Origin of the sequence: Pseudomonas syringae group sp. 247E2 (genome assembly GCF_032587795.1) — a bacterium.
In the GTDB taxonomy this organism is placed as follows: Bacteria; Pseudomonadota; Gammaproteobacteria; order Pseudomonadales; family Pseudomonadaceae; genus Aquipseudomonas; species Aquipseudomonas amygdali.
In genome coordinates this window covers 356,483-370,667 of the sequence record NZ_JAWHPK010000001.1, presented here as the reverse complement: position 1 = coordinate 370,667, position 14,185 = coordinate 356,483, and the positions used below count along the sequence as shown (strand labels likewise).

At 49.0% G+C, this 14,185-nt stretch carries 18 protein-coding genes; 10 read left to right on the top strand and 8 right to left on the bottom strand.

Annotation, left to right across the window (positions count from 1 at the left end; genetic code table 11):
• Window positions 1-8: 8 nt before the first annotated feature.
• Window positions 9-2,627, bottom strand: a complete 2,619-nt coding sequence (locus tag RYC18_RS01755; RefSeq protein WP_316882450.1) for an AAA family ATPase — start codon at window positions 2,625-2,627, stop codon at window positions 9-11.
• A 575-nt stretch (window positions 2,628-3,202) separates the two neighbouring features.
• On the bottom strand, window positions 3,203-3,379 hold the full coding sequence (locus RYC18_RS01750) for a helix-turn-helix domain-containing protein (protein ID WP_410478347.1): 177 nt from the start codon (window positions 3,377-3,379) through the stop codon (window positions 3,203-3,205).
• A 260-nt stretch (window positions 3,380-3,639) separates the two neighbouring features.
• Between RYC18_RS01750 and RYC18_RS01745 the strand changes: the two genes are divergently transcribed.
• The 3 genes from RYC18_RS01745 to RYC18_RS01735 all read left to right on the top strand — a co-directional run bounded on the left by RYC18_RS01745 (window position 3,640) and on the right by RYC18_RS01735 (window position 5,055).
• Complete coding sequence (locus tag RYC18_RS01745; RefSeq protein ID WP_316882446.1) at window positions 3,640-4,044, top strand: hypothetical protein; 405 nt, start codon at window positions 3,640-3,642, stop codon at window positions 4,042-4,044.
• Window positions 4,041-4,526 carry a hypothetical protein gene (locus tag RYC18_RS01740; RefSeq protein WP_316882443.1) on the top strand — a complete coding sequence of 162 codons (486 nt, stop codon included), beginning with the start codon at window positions 4,041-4,043 and terminating at the stop codon, window positions 4,524-4,526. The genes RYC18_RS01745 and RYC18_RS01740 overlap by 4 nt, the downstream gene beginning before the upstream one ends.
• A 229-nt stretch (window positions 4,527-4,755) precedes the next feature.
• Window positions 4,756-5,055 (top strand): hypothetical protein, encoded by a 300-nt coding sequence (locus RYC18_RS01735; RefSeq protein ID WP_042932129.1) that lies wholly within the window; start codon window positions 4,756-4,758, stop codon window positions 5,053-5,055.
• Between the two features lie 50 nt (window positions 5,056-5,105).
• Here the strand turns inward: RYC18_RS01735 and RYC18_RS01730 are convergent, their stop codons facing one another.
• The 6 genes from RYC18_RS01730 to RYC18_RS01705 all read right to left on the bottom strand — a co-directional run bounded on the left by RYC18_RS01730 (window position 5,106) and on the right by RYC18_RS01705 (window position 9,193).
• Window positions 5,106-6,284 carry a hypothetical protein gene (locus tag RYC18_RS01730; RefSeq protein WP_316882439.1) on the bottom strand — a complete coding sequence of 393 codons (1,179 nt, stop codon included), beginning with the start codon at window positions 6,282-6,284 and terminating at the stop codon, window positions 5,106-5,108.
• Between the two features lie 137 nt (window positions 6,285-6,421).
• Window positions 6,422-7,051 carry a helix-turn-helix domain-containing protein gene (locus RYC18_RS01725; protein ID WP_316882437.1) on the bottom strand — a complete coding sequence of 210 codons (630 nt, stop codon included), beginning with the start codon at window positions 7,049-7,051 and terminating at the stop codon, window positions 6,422-6,424.
• Window positions 7,052-7,053: 2 nt separating this feature from the next.
• Complete coding sequence (locus tag RYC18_RS01720; RefSeq protein WP_316882435.1) at window positions 7,054-7,635, bottom strand: recombinase family protein; 582 nt, start codon at window positions 7,633-7,635, stop codon at window positions 7,054-7,056.
• A 174-nt stretch (window positions 7,636-7,809) separates the two neighbouring features.
• A complete protein-coding gene (locus tag RYC18_RS01715) occupies window positions 7,810-8,193 on the bottom strand; it encodes a recombinase family protein (RefSeq protein WP_057413612.1) in 384 nt (127 codons plus the stop codon).
• A gap of 2 nt (window positions 8,194-8,195) precedes the next feature.
• Window positions 8,196-8,438, bottom strand: a complete 243-nt coding sequence (locus tag RYC18_RS01710) for an AlpA family transcriptional regulator (RefSeq protein ID WP_316882433.1) — start codon at window positions 8,436-8,438, stop codon at window positions 8,196-8,198.
• A gap of 107 nt (window positions 8,439-8,545) precedes the next feature.
• On the bottom strand, window positions 8,546-9,193 hold the full coding sequence (locus RYC18_RS01705; RefSeq protein WP_316882431.1) for a hypothetical protein: 648 nt from the start codon (window positions 9,191-9,193) through the stop codon (window positions 8,546-8,548).
• 600 nt (window positions 9,194-9,793) lie between these two features.
• On the opposite strand from RYC18_RS01705, the gene RYC18_RS01700 reads away from it, so the two are divergent.
• From RYC18_RS01700 to RYC18_RS01675, 7 genes are all read left to right on the top strand, one after another.
• Window positions 9,794-10,297 (top strand): Hcp family type VI secretion system effector, encoded by a 504-nt coding sequence (locus tag RYC18_RS01700; RefSeq protein ID WP_057413613.1) that lies wholly within the window; start codon window positions 9,794-9,796, stop codon window positions 10,295-10,297.
• 11 nt (window positions 10,298-10,308) lie between these two features.
• A complete protein-coding gene (locus RYC18_RS26305) occupies window positions 10,309-10,740 on the top strand; it encodes an STM2901 family protein (protein ID WP_080900569.1) in 432 nt (143 codons plus the stop codon).
• The gene (locus RYC18_RS01695; RefSeq protein ID WP_057413614.1) at window positions 10,718-11,167 is read left to right on the top strand and encodes a DUF1493 family protein; all 450 of its coding nucleotides are present in this window, start codon (window positions 10,718-10,720) and stop codon (window positions 11,165-11,167) included. The genes RYC18_RS26305 and RYC18_RS01695 overlap by 23 nt, the downstream gene beginning before the upstream one ends.
• 156 nt (window positions 11,168-11,323) lie before the next feature.
• On the top strand, window positions 11,324-11,557 hold the full coding sequence (locus RYC18_RS01690) for a hypothetical protein (RefSeq protein WP_016982250.1): 234 nt from the start codon (window positions 11,324-11,326) through the stop codon (window positions 11,555-11,557).
• Window positions 11,558-11,628: 71 nt separating this feature from the next.
• Window positions 11,629-12,135 (top strand): hypothetical protein, encoded by a 507-nt coding sequence (locus tag RYC18_RS01685; protein WP_016982251.1) that lies wholly within the window; start codon window positions 11,629-11,631, stop codon window positions 12,133-12,135.
• 10 nt (window positions 12,136-12,145) lie between these two features.
• Entirely contained in the window at window positions 12,146-12,547 is a 402-nt protein-coding gene (locus tag RYC18_RS01680; protein WP_016982254.1) for a FlgT C-terminal domain-containing protein, read from the top strand.
• Window positions 12,548-12,845: 298 nt separating this feature from the next.
• Entirely contained in the window at window positions 12,846-13,961 is a 1,116-nt protein-coding gene (locus RYC18_RS01675; RefSeq protein ID WP_316882420.1) for a hypothetical protein, read from the top strand.
• The last annotated feature ends 224 nt before the right edge of the window (window positions 13,962-14,185 follow it).

The following is a 14,185-nucleotide window of genomic DNA, read 5'->3' as shown; positions in this document are numbered from 1 at the left end:
TACAAGCATCACACCGCAATGGCTTGTTGTCGATCACGAATAGAATTAACCCAACTGGAAAGGGTGTCTATTTCGTATTGTATTTTGTCCGGTGAAGGTAGCTTCTCGCTCAACCCATTTGGCTGGTTATGAAGCAGCATTGATAGACGGCCATAGGCCTGTCGCATCTCCTTGTGATCGCCTTCTGTCAGCACAGTTAATTGTAGAAGGCCGCCCGTAGATACCTTTCTTGCTAATCGTCTGAGTACGGGTTTAACGACTTCTTCAACTGCACGCTCCCAGGCGATGCGGAGCTCTACATCAAAGTTATTGACCTCTGAACGCCAGCGAGCAGAGTCCCCTCGCTCATGTAGATTTGCAACATTTGCCAGGTGTTTAGCCAATGAAAACAAGACCTGATCGATTGGCAGCACATCATTCGGTGGGGCTTCGTTACAATAACCAGGCAGTTGAGAACCTCTACTGATTAGGCGGTAAGCAATCGGGTTTTTTAGCTCCTTACATGCCTCTTCGAGCAGAAGCAGGAATGCAACATCATGAGTAAGTATGATCACTTGACGATGCATTGACTCCTTAGCCAGCCGCCGCGCAACTGCTTCCCGATGAATGTGATCTAGTGATGACACCGGATCATCAAACACAATCGCTGAGCGCGTGTTAGTGGTAGCGAGCTCTGCGAGAAATGCGGCTAGGGCTACACAGCGATGTTCTCCTTCGCTAAGGACTTGGCCAACTGTGTGCTTAGTTTCAACCTTAAGACGCACTTGAAATTGTGGCACACCACCTACACTTCTTACTTGTTGTAGCGCAATTCCCGGCATCGACAACCCCAGCTGAGCGATTTCATCATCGAAGCAGGCTGCCAGGTGGTCCGTCACATGTGAGCGGGCCAGTGTTGTCGTATGGGCACTAATACGATTCGTAGCTGTTTGTTTGGCTAGCTGCTCTAGAGCACTGATTTGTTTCAGACGATCAATCTGCTGCATTACTTCAGTAACGACTATGCTGAGCCATTTTCTGTCGGCTAGCTCATCACGTTCGTTGACTAAAGTTCTGCGCTCAATTGAATCGCTCTCAGCGGTCAGTGCACGAATGATGGTATCAATCGAGGTAATTAGGCCAGAAAGATCATCAATGGGCATGACAGGAAGTGGAGGTAGCTCGCTCGCGTCCTCAGGATCTCGACGGCGAATGATTGCGCGAAGCCTCCACGAGGCCTGTACAAACGCTTTTCTGAGTTTCTGCGCTAGCTCTGCCTGGTCTAGGTCATCCCGGTACCACGCTATGCTATCCGGGACCCTTTTAATATCTGGTCGAGCGTTTTTCAACGCCCGCAAGGATAGACCGTAAGTCTGCAGAGCAAGCGCTTCCTGTCGCTCACTTTCCCCTTTGACGAAGGCCTCGAAGGACTCAAACCGATTTTTTGCTTCGTCCGACAAGACCTGCTGACATAGGGGACAATGCGCACCGTCTTCCACATTGGGAAAGGTACTACGGCGATATGCATGTTTTACTGAATAATCGCGTGCTGCAGCCCATAGAGTGCGCCATACATCCGAGCCAACATCCGGAAGCGGTTGATTAGAAAAAAGCTTGGTCGAAGCTATAGTCGCGACCTGTCTAGCATCTTTGAGCATTTTCAGCTCATCCATCAAGCTCAGATAAGAATCTTCCGATATCGCGTCGTCTAGATCAGTGAGTACTTTTAAGCCCTTCTCAATCCTGCGTTTTCGCCCCATCAACTGTTTATGTATGGTTTGAGGGTCCTCGGCGAGCTCCTTCGCCAAACTGTCAAGTCGTGCGACTTCTAGAGGCGTCAAAGTAGATAACGATACTATTTCCGACTTATCCGTCTTGTGACTCAATGTGCGAAATAATGACCCAACGGCCGTTCCTGGCTTGCAACTGGGGGACCGTATAAAGGCTGGTGTCTGAGACCGAATGGTCGATATTTCCTGCTGATAGCGAACGCTCAGAACCTTGCATGTATCAGCAAGGGCGGCGAGGATTCCAAGTGCAACAGGGGTGTACGCAAGGTTGTTCGCACCATCCACATGGATGTTGGCAGTACTGCTATCGAACACGCTGACCGCCGATAACCGGGCATCGGCAGGGGTCCCGAAGACCCACTGGCTTTTTTGTTGCTGCTGCCCCACAGCGAAGTCGACACAAGCCGAAGGCTTTTGGGTCGAGGTAAGATACACGTTAGGAAGAATGATATCGCGCTGCGCTTTACGGGCTCGGCAGAGGTGTTTCAGTACTCGGGCGTATCCGGACTTCCCCGCCCCGTTGTCGCCATATACGACTGTCATCCCCTTTTTAGAAAATGCTAAGACCTCGCCCTCCGCTAGAGCATTAACGTTCTTCAGACCATGGAGACGGCGGAGGGTCACAACTGCGTCACCAGCACTGGGGTCCTTTAAATGGGTAGCTTCTAAGGGTATGCCCTCCGTAAATCCCTTGCTGATTTCGTAAAGCTCGTCAAGATCAGTCTGCTCTAGGGTTTCTTGCAGATAAATTCTGCGCAAGGCATCTCTTTGCCAGCAAGGGCCTTTGGCAGACCACTCAAGTATTGATGCAAGCGCTACCGCTTCTGATGTCGTTGGTACTCCAGCCATATCATTCATGGATCGCGGATTCCATTCAGTTTCCAATCTCGGGAGAGCAAAGCAGAGATTCAGCGCTGATCATAGCCTAAAGCGTGATGAAATCGCGGTGATTGGTATTGGGATTGGAAGTTTCTGCAAGCCCACTGACACCAGAGCCTGTATCTGCCAGCTATCGCCGATAAATCGTCAAGTATCTGCTAACTTCCATTCTCCTAAAGAAAGTGGGGCTGACCCAATCATGAGAGCTGCAGACGTAGGTGCTGCTGGCCACAAGACCTGGCACTTAAGCCGAGGGGCTAGGGTCAAAAGGTTAATTAGTCCAAGCTGGCGCTTGGCGATGAACGGCAAGGAAACTTCTTTGGAGAAGACTCTGGAACCGCAACAAGAAGAGCTACCGTCGCGCCATAGAAACGATACGTGGCCAAGCCATGAAAAGCCGCTACCTCCGCTCACCTGAAATGATTTTGTGCCCACGTGCAGTTGACCATCAATTGGCCAATCAGTGATCCCCGAACCCGAGCAAATTCAGCGTGTCAGTTGGTTAGCCGCGATGGTCTGAACCGCTCTCGATGTGAGCAAGTGCAGCACTTGAATCATCTCTCTCCAGCTAATAGGTCCGCAGCCTCAACCTGAAGAGCACTTGCCAGCCGCCATATGTTGTAAATCGTGACATTTTTCTCACTCCTCTCAAGCATCCCGATGTAGGTCCGGTGAACCCCGGCGAGCTCCGCTAATTCTTCCTGCGACAGCCCAAGCTCCAGCCTTTTCATGCGTACATTGAAGGCGAAGGTGGCGACGAGTGGGCATTGCTTTGGTGAGATAGGCATAGGCCAAATTTGGCTTTTTGCATACTATGGGTCGACATACTATGATTAGCATCTCAGGGCGTTTGCTTGATGCTCGTCGCGTAATACAGACCCGTCGCCTGCAAGGAGCTGCATGTGCTAACCGCTGAACCAATAGTCATCCGTTTTACCCCTCATCCCAGCCTGTCAAATGAGTCAGGCGAAAATACCTCTGGTGATGCGTTATGAACGGGTGGCAGCGAGCCTGGGCGGTGTGTTGCGTCGTACTGATTTTGGCGCCGGTGTATGTCTACCGTACGTACATTCCTAGCGATGAAAAGTTGAATCGGGATCATCAGAAACGTATTGAGGAGCAGCTAGCGGATATCAAGACTATTGAGGAACCAGTGCACGGCTCGAACCGCCTGGTTCGTGATGCTCTGATGCATATCCCGGCTTCTGTACGTCTCGCCCAAATCGAAGAGAGCAATGCCCAGCATGCTGAGTTCATGGCAAACGTGAGCAAGCAGCGGCCGGTTACTGTGGCCCAGCTCGCTGGAGCTTGGATCGTTTTATGTTCGTTGCTCTATCTCTTGGGATGGAGCATCGCTTGGGTAGCTAGGGGTTTGGGTAAAGGGGCCGCCGCATGATCGCTGATTCAACTGGGCATAAAACACCTGACGGTTGCGAAGTGCGTGAATTGATGAGCCTACGCAGAGCGAGAGGATTTTCATTTGACGCGTCTCTAGGATGTATTGCGTTGCTGATCACTATTGCCGCTATGGTCACTGGATGCAGCTATGGTCTTACTCAAAAAGGCATCGACAATTCGCCAGAAAGTAGGACAGTCACAGTAAAGAGCTCAGCCCGTCAGGTTTACCAGTCGCTCGCTCAGGAGATGCAGGGGCCAGGTTGCCCTCCGATTCATTCAAGTAAGCTTTACGGCAATGGAGACGGTTTCGTGGTTTATTTTGGCGAGAACTTCATTGGCCACAGCTATATTTGGGACGGTGCTTACGGAAAGCAGGATGGTGATACAGTCAAGGTGACGATACGGGATCAGAGCTACACACCCCAGACTGACTTTGTAGACGAGATCGCTACTTTTTTAAAAACAGGTTCGTGCCAGTAACATACCGGTCTTGGATGGGGGCTATCGGGGGAGCAGGCAGTTCTCAAAAGTGTTCGCAGGTGACTCCGAGTTCACAGAAGCTTTTGATTTGGGGCTGCGTGCTTATGAGCTTTTTTACCCGTGTCGAGTCAAGCAATAGCCAATCGATCAGAGCCTCTTTCACGACGTGAGCTATACATGGATGAGCGGGGAATTTGGATGTTCCTTGCCTCGCATAAGGAGGTGTGTGATGTATGAAGTATTTGATGTGAATACGTACTGCCAGGAGCTCAGCAAAAGCGAATTGCTCAGCGCCAGGGTGATCGGGTGGACCGGGAGATGGTCGCTATTTGGAAGTTTTGTTCTGTGTTGTCAGTGCCTAAATGCGCAATCTGTTGATGATGCAGGTCGTGCCTTTACGCATCTGCCTGGGTGTACAGCAGGGCAGACTGGCAGCAACCCTTGGCGCGAGCTAAGGCAAGTTCTCATTGATGTACCGCTGCCTGACAATCATGCGCAAGCACGGCTCGGTGACCCTCGCTTTATGTAGGTCAAGCATGCGTTGCGGCGATAGGCGCACAATTCGCCTGTCGCTGGCAGCTACTCCCCAAGCCAAGCGCTGATGGTTTCATAGAAAGCTTTCGCGTCCTTAGTCAGCTCTCGAGTCGAGTATTCCGGGCGGGTTTTTCGTCCACGATCAGTCGTCAGCTTGATAGCAGTGGTATCGTATTCTTTCACACAGTAAGCAGCCCACCAGTGAGCGCTCCGAGGCTGTTCGATATGAACTGCAAGGTTCTTGTACCGCTGCCTGTAGCCCTCAGCCAGGGCATTCCTGAGCGCCTCTGTAACCTCATTTACTCTGTCGTCCGGAATACATAGAGTGCCGTGAATATGTGCGGGGTGATTTTCCGTGCGACCGGTGTGATTGAATTCAAGATTGAAGGTCAGATCAGTTTCAATACCCAGCTTCGCCAAGGTTCGCTTTATGATCGCAGCGAGGTAGTTTGCCGGGCCACGTGGAGCGACCAGAGCAGCCTCAGCCGTTTTGTGATCGAGCCGGATGGTGAGGGTTTTTGAGTCAGGCTTCCCGCACAGATGGAAGATACGGAAAAACTGTTTGATTTCTGGACTGACAAATTTTTCCCACTCTGGCAGCTCTCCCGCTCCCTGATAATCACGCACCAGCTTTTGTATGAAGGCATCTCTTCTGAGTAGCGTCTCTAGCTGATCATGATCAACGTCTGGGTGTAGTTTCTTAATAGCTACAACGTGCGCCGCGTGACTCAGGCTGAGACTAGCTACAAGCCCTGCTCTGCCTGAAGTTGAGAGGGCCTGCCCTCGGCGATCTGAGCGGCTGCTTTTTGCATTTACTCCAAGCTCGGCAAGAATCGCCGGACGCGGGATGCGCTGCTCATCGAGAGATAGGATTACCTGTCCTGGCTCCTGAAGAGGCACAGTTGAAGTAGCAATATGATATGAAGGTGCGCCAGCAAAGAGCCCAGGTTCAATAGCCGGAAATTTTCCAGGCTCACCGGCTGTTATCGCTGACCTCGCCACCGGAGACTCGTCGAGTAGCGCATCCAGATCCGCTGATAATTGGTCACAGCCTAAGTCTGTATCAACCGTTTCCCCCTCAAACCATTCATCTCCAAAAAGAGCTCTATAGGCTTCTCGCTTCACCATATTTTCTGCGTGGCGGGTACGAGCACTATCGAGCAGGCGCTTTTGGATCTGGAAAACCTCCCCCTCCTTGAATGGGCTCTGATGTCTGATGGTCATGGCGGTCTCAATGCCGGAATAGATCCGGGGCAGATTTTCATTTTCGTGGTCCCCTGGTTGTCGCCAGGGTGTTCGGCACTTTTATATGGTTCTAAGGGTTTGACACTTTGCCCGTTCAACCTAAGGTCAAGATGTGTTCACTCTTCACTGACGATGTCATTGTCTAACTGCTGTGCTTGGGCCAGTCGTCTCTCTGCCAACCAGTTCAGCGTCTCAACAGCATCGTCGACACCCTCACTGTCGCCGTTAATTTCCGCATCTTCTCGGCGCTGCTGCGCTCGCATCTCGGCCACATCATGCTCATTCATAATGTGTATCTGGAGTACTGGGAGCTCCTCTCTTTCGAGCGACTGATCAAGCTTGTCTAGAGGTAATGCCCGACGAGTGATGTCCTGCGTCAACTTGAGTGTTGTGGCGCTTGCAGCTAGAGATCGGAAGACAATGGGATTACTCACATCGAGAACGTCTAAAGCAGACGCGAGCTTTGTCCGGATCTTCTCACTCAGTGCCAGATCGTCGAGAACGAGTGAGGCCGCTTTCTGCTGAACGTTCTCCAACGAGAAAGCCATATCTAGCATTCCCTCTCTGGCTTTTTCTATTAGTGCCTGGGTGCTGGCACCTGATACTGCGCCGTGCTTTTTCAACAACCGTTGGGCGGTGCTGATGCTGATTCCCAATTGACCAGCAATGGCCGAGATCGTCCAACCTGCCTCCCTGAGTATCACTGCCTGCGCGGCTTGATCTGGGGTTTTCTGTTTACCTGACATGATCACTCCCCCTCCACAGTGCTAATGGCATTGCTGGCGCAGGCTCGTTTGACTGCGGCAATTGAAATCCCGAATTGGTTGGCTGTCTCCTGAATGGTCGCCTTGCTTGCTCTACGCCAATCACTTACAGCGGCGTCATCAATCTTTTTAGGGGCTCCGAGCTTTTGCCCGGTCGCTCGAGCACGAGCGATACCGGCCATCTGACGCGCCTTGATGTTGGATCTTTCCAACTCAGCAACGGCTGCCAGCATCGTAAGCATCGCCTTTCCAATCGGAGATGAGAGGTCAAAGCCTTCACGCATTGAGACGACCGCTACACCTTTGGCCTTAAGAGCTTCGACGGTTTCAAGCAAATCAATCGTGTCTCTCCCCAGTCGATCAATTGCAGATACGACCAAGGTATCGCCCTTGCGAGAGAACTTGAAAAGCTCTGCAAAGCCGGGGCGATTTAAAGCTTTGGTCGCCCCACTGGTGGCCTCGTCAGCGTACCAATGTTCTACATTGTGCAATTCAGCAATTGAGTGACGCTGTGCGTCAGTGCTTTGGTCTTCGGTACTGACTCGGACATAGGCTAGGACTGTCATTGGTGCGCATCACTTATCGGCTCAAAAGTATGGCTCAGAATATACATGGTAGCTCAGATTAAAACAACAAATTTGAGCCATCTACTGAAGCAGTATTTGCGCCTATAGGAGAAGACTGATTCGCTGGCTCAAAAAGTACACTCTTTGAGCCAGCGAACGGCACGACCGCGACCGTCAACCTAGTCGTAAGAAATACGCCCCCTTTTTACCCGTTAGGGCTTCAGCCAACAGCGCCTCGACTGCAACCCCGCCAGAAGCGAGCAGATAAAGGCCTTCACATACCGAGATCACCCCTACCCCTTTTTTTCTGAACGCTTGGAAAATCGCAAGTAACTCGACGGCACTTGCCCCCAAACAATCAAGTGACGGAATAACCAAAATGTCGCCCTTCCTTGCAAACTGGTGGAGCTCACCGAACCCGGGGCGCTCTAACGCTCGGATCAATCCGACGGCCTCCATATCTCCGAACCAATGAACGGCATCGTGCGCGAGCTCAATAGCTCCCAACTTAGGCAGGGTTTCTTGACCATCAGCGCCAATGAGGAAATAGGAGAGCATTCTCACAAACGTTCTCCTTTCACATCGGAACCGCTGGAGCCGCCGTAAATACGATCCTCAATCCATTGTTCGACTGCGAGCGAGTCCCAGCCCACAGCCCTTGGCCCAAGAGGCACTGAGCGCGGGAATAGTCCTTGGCTCATCAAGCTATAGATGTGAGCCCGCTTGAATCCTATCCTTACCTGTACTTCAGGCAGTCGAAGAATCCGGCGTTGCGTTGTGGTGTGATTGAAACCAGTTTCCATTACCTTGCTCCTTGGCGCTCGGTGGCGCTGTGTGGTTGATGAGCAAGGTACAAAGCAGAGGAGTGAGGATGTTCTAATAGCAAAAGGCTTAAGTCTGTTAGACGCTATTAGGTTGATGGTGAGGTAATAGGTCTAGACCCCTTCGCCAGCTTCAAATATTTGATAATCGTGTCTTTGTTGAGGGCTTTATGACCGCTCAGCTGGGTCGCTGTTTGAATAGTAATCATGTCCGCGGCTGGGTGAACGAGGTCCAGGCCAGCCATTTCCGCTAGCGTCTCGATCAGTTGATTGATGCTTTTTCGTTCACGTGGATCCAGAACGTCCGCACCATTTATTTGGTTTGCAAGGTCACGGATCTCCGACGCTTTGAAAAAAAACGGCTGATCTGGGTCAACCGAAGCATCCCAACCGATATTTTCGATCTCAGGAGACTCCACGTTTGGTTCCGTACGAACGCTCCCGGTCAGGCGCACAAGCACAGCCTTACTTTTCCGCTGAGCTATCAAAAGCTCTGGAGTAGCAACGTGCTGATATCCCACTCCAATTACCTCATACGTCCATTCACCTACACTGTCCTGTATAGGTTCGTGGCACTTACCTGTGGAAGGGCTTATTCGAATGTAAGCTCCGCATTGTCCCTCATCGCAGAGCCTGATTAAGTCAGCCGCTGCTGTGGGAAGCTTGGTCATTTCTCGAAGGCATTCTAGGGCTTGATCAAGGTTAAGCCACTGGAGCAGAGCAAAGTCTTTTCTCACAGGTCTCTCTCCGGAGTGAGGATAAAAGGGGCAGATGTGCCACCGTATCAGAAGGGCTATTCCTGCGAAACTTGGGCGGTTAGTCATTAGCTCTGGACGGTTGGCGGGCTGAGTCACTCGTCGACTCACAGCTCCCATCGCGTCGGAGACGGCTTACTCTTACTAATGCCGTATCACCCTTCATAAGCCGATACCCCCCTTCGAGATCATGCACGCGACGCCGGTATTCCAAAAAGCATTCCAAGATATTTATTCAACGGAAAAGTACGAACAAAAACAACGACTTAAATTCCTGGTTCAGATTACCCCGGCCCACCAAATTGCAAATGAAGACGCCCTAGGGCGTCTTTTTTTGTGGGTGGGATTCGGTGGGCTTGCACACACGCCTGCCTTCAATGCAGCATCACCGATGTGCAGCTGCTTTTCGTAAAGAGCATAGCTCGCGCACCGTAAGGGCCTGGCTCTGCGATTTGAGGTGGTCACGTCACGGGACGTCAACCCGCACAGGAAAAAGGTGCTTGACTACGAATCTCAAATGTATGAGTTTTGCTATCGTACGACGTCAATGAACTAGATTAAGAGATATTCCAAGGAGCTGGAATGAGTATTGATGCATATCTTTGGATTGATGGCATTAGCGGAGAGTCTATGGACTCTGACTGCAAAAACTGGATTGAGATTAATACGTTTTGCCTATCAGCCTCTCAATCAGTGTCAAGGACTGCAAGCTCGGCAGGCGGGGCTACCGTAGCCAAAGTCTACTTAAGCGATTTCAGTATTGTAAAACTCGCTGACAGTGCGACTCCAAAAATCCTCGAAGCATGTTGCGCAGGCCGACATATCAAGCAGATGAAGCTGTATGTACGTCGTGCGGGCGGCGACAAGCAAAAATATCTGGAGTACGTATTTGACGAAGTCATAATAAGTGGCGTTGTATCCGGCAATCTATTTGAGCGATCACCCTCAAACTTTCCTGAGGAGGTAGTTAGATTTAATTACGCCAAGATCAGCATGCAGTATTCACAGCAAAGCCGAACCACAGGTTTGATAATTGGACAGATCTCCGGTGGCTGGGATCAAGTAAAAAATAGCACTTACGCATAAGGATAGTTTAAGTGGCTAGAATATATTGTTACGACGGCGACTGCGGATTAACTGCAAATGAGCTGCTATTTGTAATTGCTACAGAGGTGGCAATGGATGAATTTGGATTGGACGATGCGGGGGCTGCATTAGCCATCGTCTTAGGTGCCAATATAATACCAACTAGAACAAAGCCTGGCGGAGCGATTAATAATACCTCCATCATGTCCATAGTTATGCGACGCACTCTAAACAACCGCAAGTTTCCCGGAAGCTTCAGAGCACCCTCTCTTACAGGATGGTTTCCGCCGCACCTCCGATGGACACGAAGCATTGGCGGTTTCATCGCACGGGCAACACCCGTTATTGGATGGTCTTATACTGCATACGAACTGGGTAAGATAGGATACGTAACGGTGAACACCTACAACTCTATCGTAGATGAACAAGATCAGGTTTTTTAAGATGGATAAAAACGGTCTGAATCATGACATCCTTATTTATCTCATAGAGAGAATCTACTTTTATGTTGGATTCGGCAAAAAAGCATTTGAAACTCTCAGCCTCGCCACCAGAGTCAGTTGGGATCTAGGGCTTGACGGTGACGATGCCAGTGACTTCATGGAAGATTTTTTCGAACACTTTGGCGTCGACCGCGGCGACTACGACCACTATCGTTATTTCAAGCCCGAAGGGACTGATATTTTCGTGTTTTTCAGGTCTAAAGATCGGCGTGCAAAGACAGTAATGACGTTAGGCATGCTATATGAAGCAGCCCAGATGAAATCATGGAACTGCAACATTCTTGAGAAAGCAAGCTTTAGTAGCTTGCCAATTTATAATAAAACCGAAGAAATCCCTATTGATGGGTTTAGTATAAAAACACGATGACTTTCATACCGGGAGATAACTAGGTGAATATTCGAGTGAATCGGTTCTTTTCTAGGGATCAACTCATGCTCAGCCTAAAAATTTAAAAATTAGGAATACCAAGCTGAGCATCCTTACCGTCGAGTCTGCACCACACCATTATTAAAGTAGGGGCCCATGCACGAGGTGATTACAGCTTCACTGAAATCAATGGCCCGCGCTACATTCTCCAGTTGGCCCGAGAAGCTGGCAGACCGAATGGACGGTTACGGATACCTGTCCGTGCGACGATATAAAATCGCAGTGACCGTACCGCTGGTTGGCTTGGTGATGGTCAGTTCAGCCGCCTATGCTAGTATCCAGAGCTTGGCGTTTTTTACAAGTGCCTTTTTTGTTTTTGGGATTGGCTAAACTCAGTGATACAAGCTTAAAATAGCGGAGAACCTTGCAAAAATTAGCGTCTGACAAAGGAAGAGATATCTGTGCTTAGGGAAGTCAAGAAGGCAGTGTTCAGCTGGAATGGCACAGCTACCGCCGTTGCAGTGCTCGGATTCCTTTCATCCATTGTGACAAATTTTATCGATACCACGCTCGATGTCTCTATCAGATGGTTAATATTTATTACTACCTTGACTTTATACGCCATCATCATTCTGCTGAAGGTCACCTACGACGCCATTGAACGAGGACGCCCCTCACCGCCGTTCGAGAATCCCATTAAGTACTCATCCGAACACGGTGTATTCGTTATCAGGAGGAACGAGCATTTTTTGACTAATATTTTGGTTGCTTGCTATTCACAACATGACGGGTTAGAGCGCCTCGCATATATCGGTGTGGTTGAGCATGTTCAAACGACACTTATTCAAATCAGAATTCAGCTTGACTTACAAATTCTAACCACTATACCAGTTGGTCCAGATGAACTGAAAATGCTGGAGATTCGCCCGGTTATACCCTTCGCTGCATTACAAAAGCTCACAAGCTAGGAAACCTGAGATGAATGATCGTTATGTCGCCAAAGTAGTCAGCGTTGTTGATGATACGACCGTGGTCATCAACATAGGAGCGGAACATGGCATTCGAGTTGGCCAAACTTACCTAGTGGTTGGACTAGGAGAAAAAATCAACGATCCAGATACGGGCGAAACTCTAGAGCAGCTTGAACTAGTTCGAGGCAGGGTTGCAGTTGTACATATTCAGCAAAAGATATCAACATTGACATCTACAGACATCCAGCGAGATCCAGATACAAGGCAGATAAAGCGATCGAATCACGGTGCCTTTCAAGCATCCCTGTTTGGATCTAACTACGCGACGACTGAGTTAATAACAGCAGGAATAGAGCGAACCAAACCACTTACAAGTCCAAAAATAGGCGACTACATAATTGAAGATTGAATTTCCAAATCAGGTTATGATCCCTCCTATTACAGCTGGAATCAATTTATGCTTGTCGTTGAGATTATAACTTGGAACATGATACCGACAATAAAAGCCCCGAGCTGATAAATTTTGGAGATGATCTAATTCTTGAAGAGTTATGAAACATGGGTTACGAGTGGATAGCGAGGCAGATGAGGTACAGCAGCTTTTAAATTGCAGGAGCGTACAGAAGGTGGGTGCACAAGACAGACAAGTCCTCCAATTTTAATGCAAAGCTAAGTACCCCCAATATAAGACTATCGAAGGACTGATAATGTTTGACCAGAAGAAAATTGATGCCATAGCAGAGCGTGACGCCACCATCGAATGCTTTAATATCACTCTGACCCAGAACACCCTAAATTTTCCACTGATTTTTAGTGGCCCAGGCTGCTTGTTTTTTGATGAAAGCAAGAATTTAAAAGTAAAACTTTACTCCACCTCGACAACTTCAGAATCGATTGAAGTGACGAGTTTTTTCTGGAGCGACCATATAGGCCTGATACCTGAAGAAAGATACTTCGAGCTAGAAGCGGAAGATGCCCATGGCAAAACCTGGAAAAATACACGCGTCCTAGTGCAGCGGGGAGTCGATATATATCCCTCAGGCTCAGTATTAGAGCTAATACTTACTAACGTCCGATCGCTTTTACAGCTTAGCCATTCAACCATCGGAGCCAGCGCACTAATAACGGTAAATGGCAACTATCGAATGCCGTTCAACGAGTTTATCGATAATGGTAAAGGGTCGAAAGAGCTTGCAAAACTGAGACTTCCACAAGGAACAAAAACTGTCGAAATCGTCCAAAAGGACAACAGGCTAGAGATCAGCATTGTAGACAGCCTACATCCAGTAGAGCTAAATTCATTGTTTTATTTACTGGAGGGGATCAGTATTGCCATCGGCCAGCTTCTAGAGGCTTCTTTCATAGTTTTAAGAAATGGGAACACCTACGAGGCTTACATTCAAGGGAGCGTGACCGAAAACACGTATACATTGGCTGACGCTATTGTTGAGATCACCCCAAGAAGAGAAGCCGAATTAAGTGATTTTTTGCAGCTATACATGAAAGCGAGACCCAAAGGCCTTAATCATTTGGTTAATTACTGGCACCGGCTTAAGGACATATCCAAGGCAAATACTGAAGCAGCAGCACTAGTGCTCTGCGTAAACATAGAAGGCATGGTAAAAAACTACTTTTCGATAAGTACAGATTTGGATGAGACAACTCTGAAGGAGATTTCTGACACTCGGAATTTTATTAAATCTTCAGAATCCAACATTCCTAAAACCGGAGCAAATGCCATCTTGAGTTTTTTAGGGAGCCAAAAAAAAAAAGACGGTATCAGCTATTCTCACAGACATGAGCTCGTCCAAAGAGATAGATAAAGCACACGTTCAAAGCTGGAAGAATCTTAGGAACACCCTAGCACATGCAGATAACGCAGTGGTCTCATCAGATAATTTTGAAAGATTTGTTTTTGACCTCCAAAACTGTCTAGCGCTGTTCGGCAATCTTATAGAACTATGCGTAACTCATTTCAGCAATGACAGCGTTATAACAACCTCGGCACCGGAAAACCAGAAAATACTGGAATAAATAACGGGGATAT